At 65.2% G+C, this 7,656-nt stretch carries 11 protein-coding genes and 1 pseudogene; 5 read left to right on the plus strand and 7 right to left on the minus strand.

All coding sequences use genetic code 11. The features are described 5' to 3' along the window. The coding region (locus JOZ79_RS02200) for an FAD-dependent oxidoreductase (protein ID WP_294069977.1) at positions 1-525 on the plus strand (525 nt) is incomplete at its 5' end. Between the two features lie 21 nt (positions 526-546). Here JOZ79_RS02200 and truA read toward each other — a convergent pair. Then, positions 547-1,284 carry a tRNA pseudouridine(38-40) synthase TruA gene (truA, locus tag JOZ79_RS02205; RefSeq protein WP_294069979.1) on the minus strand — a complete coding sequence of 246 codons (738 nt, stop codon included), beginning with the start codon at positions 1,282-1,284 and terminating at the stop codon, positions 547-549. 13 nt (positions 1,285-1,297) lie between these two features. Then, positions 1,298-2,197, minus strand: a complete 900-nt coding sequence (fmt, locus tag JOZ79_RS02210) for a methionyl-tRNA formyltransferase (RefSeq protein ID WP_294069981.1) — start codon at positions 2,195-2,197, stop codon at positions 1,298-1,300. A 46-nt stretch (positions 2,198-2,243) separates the two neighbouring features. On the opposite strand from fmt, the gene recR reads away from it, so the two are divergent. The 3 genes from recR (at position 2,244) to JOZ79_RS02225 (ending at position 3,977) form a co-directional block, all read left to right on the plus strand. Continuing rightward, positions 2,244-2,840, plus strand: a complete 597-nt coding sequence (gene recR, locus JOZ79_RS02215; RefSeq protein WP_294070005.1) for a recombination mediator RecR — start codon at positions 2,244-2,246, stop codon at positions 2,838-2,840. Between the two features lie 31 nt (positions 2,841-2,871). After that, a complete protein-coding gene (def, locus tag JOZ79_RS02220) occupies positions 2,872-3,411 on the plus strand; it encodes a peptide deformylase (RefSeq protein ID WP_294069984.1) in 540 nt (179 codons plus the stop codon). 110 nt (positions 3,412-3,521) lie between these two features. Then, entirely contained in the window at positions 3,522-3,977 is a 456-nt protein-coding gene (locus tag JOZ79_RS02225) for a hypothetical protein (RefSeq protein ID WP_294069987.1), read from the plus strand. Positions 3,978-4,025: 48 nt separating this feature from the next. Here JOZ79_RS02225 and JOZ79_RS02230 read toward each other — a convergent pair whose 3' ends face one another. Further along, positions 4,026-4,418 carry a four-helix bundle copper-binding protein gene (locus JOZ79_RS02230; protein ID WP_294069990.1) on the minus strand — a complete coding sequence of 131 codons (393 nt, stop codon included), beginning with the start codon at positions 4,416-4,418 and terminating at the stop codon, positions 4,026-4,028. Positions 4,419-4,511: 93 nt separating this feature from the next. Here JOZ79_RS02230 and rmuC point away from each other — a divergent pair, with 93 nt between their 5' ends. Beyond that, the gene (gene rmuC, locus JOZ79_RS02235; protein ID WP_294069993.1) at positions 4,512-5,912 is read left to right on the plus strand and encodes a DNA recombination protein RmuC; all 1,401 of its coding nucleotides are present in this window, start codon (positions 4,512-4,514) and stop codon (positions 5,910-5,912) included. Between the two features lie 133 nt (positions 5,913-6,045). On the opposite strand, the gene JOZ79_RS02240 is transcribed toward rmuC, so the two are convergent. The 4 genes and pseudogenes from JOZ79_RS02240 to JOZ79_RS02255 all read right to left on the minus strand — a co-directional run. Then, the gene (locus JOZ79_RS02240) at positions 6,046-6,399 is read right to left on the minus strand and encodes a hypothetical protein (RefSeq protein ID WP_294069996.1); all 354 of its coding nucleotides are present in this window, start codon (positions 6,397-6,399) and stop codon (positions 6,046-6,048) included. Beyond that, the gene (locus JOZ79_RS02245; RefSeq protein WP_294069999.1) at positions 6,396-7,205 is read right to left on the minus strand and encodes an RNA methyltransferase; all 810 of its coding nucleotides are present in this window, start codon (positions 7,203-7,205) and stop codon (positions 6,396-6,398) included. The genes JOZ79_RS02240 and JOZ79_RS02245 overlap by 4 nt, the downstream gene beginning before the upstream one ends. After that, positions 7,205-7,477 (minus strand): HPr family phosphocarrier protein, encoded by a 273-nt coding sequence (locus tag JOZ79_RS02250; RefSeq protein ID WP_294070002.1) that lies wholly within the window; start codon positions 7,475-7,477, stop codon positions 7,205-7,207. Before JOZ79_RS02250 ends, JOZ79_RS02245 begins: the two co-directional genes overlap by 1 nt. Then, positions 7,474-7,656: pseudogene (locus JOZ79_RS02255) on the minus strand (PTS fructose transporter subunit IIA); the annotation flags it as partial. The gene JOZ79_RS02250 and the pseudogene JOZ79_RS02255, both read right to left, overlap by 4 nt.

Genomic DNA, 7,656 nt, shown 5'->3' on the forward strand with positions numbered 1-7,656 from the left:
AAGAAGGTCGCGGTGATCGGCGGCGGAAATACCGCGGTCGAGGAGGCGCTTTACCTCACCAACCACAGTCATGACGTCACTCTTATCCACCGCCGCGATAGCCTTCGCGCGGAGAAGATCCTTCAGGACCGATTGTTCGCCAATCCACACGTGAACATTATCTGGGACAGTGAAGTCGACCAGTTTGTCGCCGGCGGCGAGCCCGAGGCGCTGGTCGGCCTCGACCTCCGCAACCGCCGCACCGGCGAGGTCAGCCGGCTCGAGGTTGAGGGCGCGTTCGTCGCCATCGGCCACAAGCCCGCAACCGAATTGTTTGAAGGCAAGCTCGACCTCGACGAAGACGGCTACATCAAGGTCGAGGTCGGCACGACACGCACCAATGTCCCCGGGGTGTTCGCCTGCGGCGACGTCATGGACAAGATCTACCGCCAGGCCGTGACCGCCGCCGGCACCGGCTGCATGGCTGCGCTCGACGCCGAAAAATATTTGGCCGCTCAGGAATATGAGGCAATTGCTGCCGAGTAATCAGCTGTTTGGCGACTTATCCTAGTAAACGGCCCCAGCAAAATATAGCCCCTGCGGCGGTGCATTGAGCCCGAGCGCTGCGCGATCTCTGGCATCCAACGCGGCCTTCATATCGCCCGGCGACCACTGGCCGCGCCCGACCATCGCCAGGCACCCGACCATCGACCGTACCTGATGATGCAGGAAGCTCCGCGCGGCCGCCGCGATCCGCACCTCGTCACCCGCGCGCTCGACCTCCAGTCGGTCGAGTGTCTTGACCGGGCTCTCAGACTGGCAATGCGCCGAGCGGAAGGGGGTGAAGTCGTGCCGCCCGACGAGGTGCGCCGCGGCCTCCCGCATGGTCTCCACATCCAGCGGTACCGCGACATGCCAGACACGCCCAGCCTCCAGCGCAGGGGGTGTCCGCCGGTTCAAGATTCGATAGAGATACCGCCGGCTCACGCACGAGAAGCGCGCATGCCAGTTGCCCGCGACCTCGCTCACATCCAGCACCGACACCGGCGACGGCCGCAGCAGCGCGTTCAGTCCCTCACGCAGCCGATGCGCCGTCAGCGCCTTCGCGACATCCACATGAGCGCTCATCGCCAGCGCATGCACGCCCGCGTCCGTGCGGCCAGCGGCTGTGAAAGCTGCGCGCTCGCCGGTCATTCGCTCCAGCGCCTCTTCGAGAGCCTGCTGCACCGACGGCCCATGGTCCTGTCGCTGCCACCCCATGAACGGCCCGCCGTCATATTCGACCGTGAGTCTCCAGCGAGTCATTGGCGCCAGCGAGTCACGGCAGGATCGTGCCCCTCGGCACCGCGAAACCGCGCAGCAGCTCATCTGGGCTCATCGGCCCGCGCCCGGCCCGCTGCACCTTGAGCGGCCGGACCGACCCCGCACCGCAGGCTATGGTCAGCCGGTCGTCCAGCACCTCGCCCGGCGCACCCTCCCAGACGCCCAGCTCTGCGGCAAGCAGCTTCACCCTTTCCCCATTCACCACGAACCAGGCGCCCGGGACCGGCGCGAACGCTCGCGCCTGCCGCTCGATTTCTGCCGCCGGGAGCGCCCAGTCGATCCGCGTCTGCGCCTTGTCGATCTTGGCGGCATAGCTCACGCCGTCGCCGGGCTGGGGCACCGGCGGCTTCGGCCGCGCCAGCCATTCGATCAGCGCATCGGCTCCAAGTCCCGCCATCGCGTCCGTGACTTGTCCCGCGTTCTTGCCACGGATGTCGAGCTCGCGCTTGAGCAGCATGGGCCCCGTGTCGAGACCTTCATCCATCCGCATGATCGTGACGCCGCTGGTCTCGTCGCCTGCAAGGATCGCCCGCTGGATCGGCGCTGCTCCCCGCCAGCGCGGCAGCAACGAGGCATGGACGTTGACGCAGCCGACCTTCGGCGCCTCCAGGATCGGCAGCGGCAGGATCAGGCCGTATGCCGCGACGACGCCCAGATCGGCGTCCAGCGCACGAAAGCGTCCTTGCTCCTCCGCATCCCGAAGCGTTCGCGGGGTCCGAACCTCGATCCCAAGCTCCTCCGCCCGCTCGTGGACCGCTGTCCTGCGCTCGCCCTTGCCGCGACCCGCAGGCCGCGGTGGCTGCGAATAAACGGCCACCACATCGTGCCCGGCTTCCACCAGGGCATCCAGGCTCGGCACCGCGAACTCCGGCGATCCCATGAAGACGATCCGCATGGCGCTGCACTTGCGGGCCGCGGCCCGCCCGGTCAAGAACGGCACCATGGCGTCATCCGAGATCGAAGCCCTGTCCCAGGCCCTCGCGCGCCTGCCCGGCCTCGGCCCGCGTTCCGCCCGCCGTGCCGTCCTCCACCTGATGAAGCGGCGAGAGACGACGCTTCAGCCGCTGCTGAGCGCGCTTCAGGCCGTCGCCGACCGCCTGTCGACCTGCTCGATCTGCGGCAATGTCGATACCTCCGATCCCTGCTCGATCTGCCGCGACCCGCGCCGCGACGACAAGGCGCTCTGCGTCGTCGAGGAGGTTGCGGATCTTTGGGCCCTCGACCGCTCGCGTCTTTTCCCGGGCCGCTACCACGTCCTTGGCGGCCGCCTGTCCGCATTAGAGGGAGTCCGCCCCGAAGACCTCGCCATCGACAGTCTGGTCAGGCGCGTCGCCAATGGCGGCATCGACGAGGTCGTCCTTGCCATGAACGCGACCCTCGAGGGGCAGACCACAGCCCATTATCTCGCGGAACGGCTTGAAAACTTTCCCATCCGGCTAAGCCAGTTGGCGCACGGACTTCCCGTCGGCGGGGAGCTCGACTATCTCGACGAGGGAACTCTCGCCCAGGCTTTGCGCGCCCGCCGTCCCATCGCTTGAAGCAATTGACCTGAAAGACTAAATCGCAGCCATGGCAATCCGCCCGATCCTCGAAGTTCCCGATCCGCGCCTGCGCGAGATCTCCAGGCCCGTCGAACTTTTCGACGAGAGCCTGAAGACCCTTGTCGCCGACATGTTCGAGACGATGTACGAAGCACCGGGAATCGGCCTTGCCGCGATCCAGGTCGGTGAGCCGCTGCGCGTTCTCGTCATCGACCTCCAGGAGCCCGAGACAGAAGACGGCGAGCCGGTCCGCAACCCGCTCATTTTCATCAATCCCGAGATCGTGGAGCATTCGGACCGGGACGTGCCCTACAACGAGGGTTGCCTGTCCGTTCCCGACCAATATGCCGAGGTCGACCGCCCGGATCGCATCAAGGCGCGCTGGAAGGACCTCGGGGGAAAGTCCCACGAGCAGGAGATCGAGGGCCTTCTCGCGACCTGCCTCCAGCATGAGATGGATCATCTCAACGGGGTTCTCTTCATCGATCATCTCTCCCGCCTGAAGCGAGACATGATCCTCAAGAAGATTGCCAAGGCACGGAAAGAGCAGCCGAAAAAGGCTGCTTAGTCTGACATCCGCCGACATGCGGAATTCCGCGAAATGAATTGTCATTAGGCGCGACTCGGGCGCTCATGGTTGTTTGCGCACGGCCGAATGACCGGCCTTGGGGATTTGCCATGAAGAACATCTTGGTGGGCGCCGCCGGCGCCTTGGCTGTTGCGTGCGTCTCCACCGCGGCTGTTGCCGAACCTTATGTCGATTACACCCCGCAAAAGGGCTATTGGACGATCAACGCGATCGAGGTCGATCCGAACCACGTCGACGACTATCTCACCGGTCTGCGCAGCTCGCAGGTCTCCGCGTTCGAGGTGCTGAAGCGCCGCGGGCTGATCGACGACTACAGGTTCATGACCCGGACCGGCTATGTGAAGGGTTCGCCCAACGTGCTCATCATGACTCACGTGCCAAGCACGGCGCTCGACGATCCCGATCAGGCGCGCGACCAGGCCGTTGAAAAGGAAATCTACCAGGCCTTCTCCAAAGAGAAGGGGCAAGAAGCGGTCCGGGGCTACGAGAAATACCGAACCTTCATCGACAATGGAAACTGGCAAGTCATGAACATGGCGAGATAGACGGGATTGCCTGGCGATCCTCCCCTGCGTCGGCGGGGGAGGAGGACCTCAAGCTCCGATCGACTCGTCGGCTCGTCGGCAATCCTCGGCGCACTCCCGGCACATCTGCGCGCACAGCTTGCAATGCTCGTGCTCGTGCCGTTCGCATTCCGCGGCGCAGGCGTCGCAAATACGCGCGCACAGCTCCAGCATCTCGCGGATCACCTGCTCGTTCTCGCCCGTCCGGCGAAGCGCGATCCGGCACGTCGCCTCGCAGATATCCGCGCAGTCCAGGCACATGCGGACGCACTGCCGCATGTCCATCGTCTCGGCTGAGCAGGCGTCCGCGCAGCTCAGGCACATCTTCGCGCAATACATGAGGTGGTGGACGGCATCGCCAAGCGGCTGGTTGACGTGGCCCTGCACGTCCGGGTGAAGGGCGATCATCTTGCGGATGGACATTCGATTCTCCTCGCTCTGCCGGGCTAACGTTCCGCTTGAGCGCAGGGTCCAACTACCTTACGGTTCGCTCTTTGTTCCGGGGGAGTTATGGTCATGGAGCCGACGGTCGCGCTGGTTCTGGCACTCGGGGCGCTCGTCGCCGGGGTGGTCCTCGGCTGGTGGCTCGCGAGCCGCTCGACCGCGCCACTTACGATCGAGCGCGACCAGCTGCGCGCCGACGCCGAGGGGTGGCGCGTCAAGTTCAACGAGGCTGTCGTCAACCTCGCCGGAGAGGCCGAGAAAACGAAGCGCGCGGACGCCCTGGAGGCTCAGCTTGCAACGGAACGCGAAGCTGCCAGCGCGCTAAGGGCCGACGTCGCCACGCTCCGGAGCCGTCAGGAGGAGCGCGACAAGGCGTTCGAGCAGCAGATCGCGACCCTCAAGGATGCCCGCGACAGCCTGTCGGGCCAGTTCCAGGAGATCGCAGGCAAGCTACTCGGCGACGCCCGCAAGTCGTTCCTCGAGCAGGCCGGAGAGAAGTTCATCCAGACCGTGACGCCAGTCGAGGCACTCCTCAAGAGCTATCAGGAAAAGCTCCAGACCATCGAAAAGGAGCGCGTCGACCATTATGCTGGCCTGCGCGAGGCCGTCGACTTGGTCAGGACAGGGCAGGGGCAGGTCCGCGACGAGACCCGCAACCTCGTCAACGCGCTGCGCTCGGCTCCCAAGACGCGCGGCCGCTGGGGTGAACAGAGCCTTCGTAACGTCCTCGTCCAGTCCGGCCTTGTGGAAGGCATCGACTTCGCGATGGAGGTCTCGGTCACGACCGACGACGGACGTCTGCGCCCGGACGCGGTGGTCAACCTGCCATCGGACCGCAAGCTGATCATCGACGCCAAATGCTCGCTCAACGCCTATCTTGAAGCCTGCGAGGAGGTCGACGAAGTGCGGCGCACCTCCTGTTTCAAGGCGCACGTCGCTTCAATCGCTCGTCACGCGCAGCAGCTCGGCTCCAAGGCCTATTGGTCGCAATTCGGCGACGCTGCCGACTATGTGATCATGTACATTCCGGGAGAACATTTCTTGACTGCCGCGCTCGAGCAGGATCCGGAGCTTTGGGAGAAGGCGTTCAAGGACCGTGTACTGCTGGCGACGCCGACCAATCTCGTCGCCATCGCCCGAACTGTCGCGAGCGTCTGGCGGCAGGAGAAGCTCGCGGAAGCCGCAAGCGAGATCGCCAGCCTCGGCAAGGAATTACACTCACGACTTGCAACCATGAATGATCATATGGCGCGCGTCGGCAAGAACCTTGCCACTGCCAACAGTGCCTACAACCAAATGGTTGGAAGCTTCGAGAGTCAGGTGCTAACTCAGGCTAAGCGTTTCGACGCGCTAGGCGCCGGGAGCAACAAGGCGCTCGACCCGCCGCCGATGGTGGAAGTCGCGCCGCGTCCGCTCACCAAGCTCGGGGCGAAGCCGTCGAACGACGAGCCGCCGCAGATCGCCGCCGAATAAGCCAGGCTTGCCAAATAGGACTTCCTTTGCAGCCGTCGCCGCGTGTCCCGGCCGGCAGTCCAGAGGCAAAGGTTGTCTGCCGTTCGCGCTTAAAGTCACACAAAAAGCGCCGCTCTCCGTGGCTGTAGTGACGTTAGAGGCCTCCGCATCCTTCGAACCGGCGGCCGCCGACGTCCACCTGGACCCTGTCGGGATAGGCCTTGTCGCTCATCCCATCGCTGCATTGGGCATGGACGATGTTCACGCGGATCCGGGCCGTCTGGTAGATTTCGCCGGCGAACCCAATGATCGCCTGCGGTCGCGGTTGCCGGACCGGCGTCTGATCCGGCGCCGTGAAGACGATCTCGCGCTCGTCGATGGTCAGGCCCCAGAACGGCTCCGTGCCGACGGCGCGATAGGTCGCGGCCGGTGGTCCGGGCGGGATCTGGGACGCCGGCGCCGCCATGCATCCGGCGAGAAGCAGGACAGGTGCAATGGACGGTTTCATGAGCCCTCCTGGCGCCAGCTCGCCTTGATCGCGAACGCCATCACCGCCGCCGCCACCGCCGCGTTGAGGCTGTCGGCCCGGCCGGCCATCGGGATTTTCACCAGCAGGTCGCATTCCGCCTCATAGTCCGGCGGCAGTCCCTGCTGCTCATTGCCGATGAGCAGAAAACAGGGCTGATGATAGCGGGCAACGAGATAATCGTCCGTCGCATTGAGACTGGTACCGACGAGCTGCCCTTCGTCAGTTCGAAGCCAGGCGAGGAACTCCGGCCAGCGCGCCGTCGCAACCTGTTGGGTGAAGATCGCGCCCATCGACGCTCGCACCGCCTCGACCGAGAATGCGTCCGCGCAATCGTCGACCAGGATCAGACCCCCGGCGCCGACCGCGTCCCCAGTCCTGAGGATGGTCCCGATATTGCCGGGGTCACGAAGCGCCTGGGCGACAATCCACAAGGGCGAGGCCGCCCGGTCGAGTCGCTCCAGGCCGGTCTCTGGTTGCCGGTAAGCGCCGAGCAGCATCTGAGGATTGTCCTTGCCGCTCATCTTGGCGAGGATATCGGCGCTCGTCTCGATTGCTTCTCCGCCCGCCGCCTCGGTCGCGGCGATAATCTCGGCGGCGAGTGGGTGCCGGGTGCTCTCGGCGGAGAAGGCGATGATCTCGGGCAGCCGGCCGCTGTCGCGAGCCTCGGCGATGATCCTCAGGCCTTCCGCGAGGAAGAGTCCCTCCGCCCGCCGTGCCTTCTTGTCGCGAAGGGACCGCAGCCGCTTGACGGTCGCGTTGGAGAAGGCCGTGACCTGGCGCGCCATTATTCCTCGCCGAAGCGGTCCTCGACCAGCCCGGCCAGCTTCTGCAGCGCATCGTCGGAATGCGTGCCCTCGCAATGAATGACGATCGTGTCGCCCATCGCCGCGCCGAGCATCATTAGGCCCATGATCGATGTGCCGCAGACCCGCTGGCCGTCCTTCTCGACTTCGATCAATGCATCGAGTTCGCTGGCCATCGACACAAATTTGGCGCTTGCCCGGGCATGCAGGCCGCGCTTGTTGGCGATCCGGACCTCGCGGCTGACCGCAGTCAAGCGGCGGCTTCCCCGAGCACCTCGGAAGCGACCGAGATATATTTGCGGCCCGCTTCCCTCGCGGCGGCGACGGCGGCGTGGACGCTCATCACCTTGCGGGCGCCCTCGAGCCGGATCAGCATCGGCAGATTGACGCCGGCGATGACCTCGACATTCTCGCTCTTCATCAGGCTGATGGC

Origin of the sequence: Sphingomonas sp., assembly GCF_019242355.1 — a bacterium.
Taxonomy (GTDB): domain Bacteria; phylum Pseudomonadota; class Alphaproteobacteria; order Sphingomonadales; family Sphingomonadaceae; genus Sphingomicrobium.

Coding starts and splice junctions, on each gene's coding strand:
- def (WP_294069984.1), top strand. CDS start 2,872: ATGGCAATCCGCCCGATCCTCGAAGTTCCCGATCCGCGCCTGCGCGAG.
- JOZ79_RS02245 (WP_294069999.1), bottom strand. CDS start 7,205: ATGGCGCGCCAGGTCACGGCCTTCTCCAACGCGACCGTCAAGCGGCTG.
- JOZ79_RS02240 (WP_294069996.1), bottom strand. CDS start 6,399: ATGAAACCGTCCATTGCACCTGTCCTGCTTCTCGCCGGATGCATGGCG.
- recR (WP_294070005.1), top strand. CDS start 2,244: ATGGCGTCATCCGAGATCGAAGCCCTGTCCCAGGCCCTCGCGCGCCTG.
- truA (WP_294069979.1), bottom strand. CDS start 1,284: ATGACTCGCTGGAGACTCACGGTCGAATATGACGGCGGGCCGTTCATG.
- rmuC (WP_294069993.1), top strand. CDS start 4,512: ATGGAGCCGACGGTCGCGCTGGTTCTGGCACTCGGGGCGCTCGTCGCC.
- fmt (WP_294069981.1), bottom strand. CDS start 2,197: ATGCGGATCGTCTTCATGGGATCGCCGGAGTTCGCGGTGCCGAGCCTG.
- JOZ79_RS02225 (WP_294069987.1), top strand. CDS start 3,522: ATGAAGAACATCTTGGTGGGCGCCGCCGGCGCCTTGGCTGTTGCGTGC.
- JOZ79_RS02230 (WP_294069990.1), bottom strand. CDS start 4,418: ATGTCCATCCGCAAGATGATCGCCCTTCACCCGGACGTGCAGGGCCAC.